General features: G+C 52.5%; 2 tRNA genes and 1 rRNA gene. All 3 read left to right on the top strand.

What is annotated here, in order from left to right:
* Positions 1 to 77: ribosomal RNA gene (locus IZU87_RS17355) — 16S ribosomal RNA — on the top strand; the annotation flags it as partial.
* A gap of 76 nt (positions 78 to 153) precedes the next feature.
* Positions 154 to 230: transfer RNA gene (locus IZU87_RS17350), tRNA-Ile, on the top strand.
* 39 nt (positions 231 to 269) lie between these two features.
* A tRNA-Ala gene (locus IZU87_RS17345) sits at positions 270 to 345 on the top strand.
* Positions 346 to 564: the final 219 nt, after the last annotated feature.

Raw genomic sequence — 564 nt, 5'->3', positions numbered from 1 at the left:
CCACGGTGTGGTTCATGACTGGGGTGAAGTCGTAACAAGGTAGCCCTAGGGGAACCTGGGGCTGGATCACCTCCTTATCGACACTGTCTACTGCTCGCGGCAAGTGCTCACAACGAATTACCTGATCAAGTTAGTTTATCGAGTAGTAGTGTCGGGTCTGTAGCTCAGTTGGTTAGAGCGCACCCCTGATAAGGGTGAGGTCGGCAGTTCAAATCTGCCCAGACCCACCAAAAGCTTCGTGCTTTTGTCGACACGGTTTTGCCGACTTTGGGGCCATAGCTCAGCTGGGAGAGCGCCTGCCTTGCACGCAGGAGGTCAGCGGTTCGATCCCGCTTGGCTCCACCATGAAAGTCCGGTTCAGCTTCTACTACCTGATAACGCTGCACAGTCCACAGTGACAAGCATATCGCCTTTCTCGTGAAGGTTGTGTGACTTCTCACTGTTCTCTGAACAGCCGCTCTTTAACAATGTGAATCATGCTGACGATAGATATGTGCGCCAAGCGCATGTCTATCAAACGATATGTCGGAGAGGTCCGACAGATTCGTAATCCTTGACAGACCC

The organism is Cobetia sp. MC34 (assembly GCF_018340035.1).
GTDB lineage: Bacteria > Pseudomonadota > Gammaproteobacteria > Pseudomonadales > Halomonadaceae > Cobetia > Cobetia amphilecti.
This window is presented reverse-complemented; position numbering and strand designations above follow the sequence as displayed.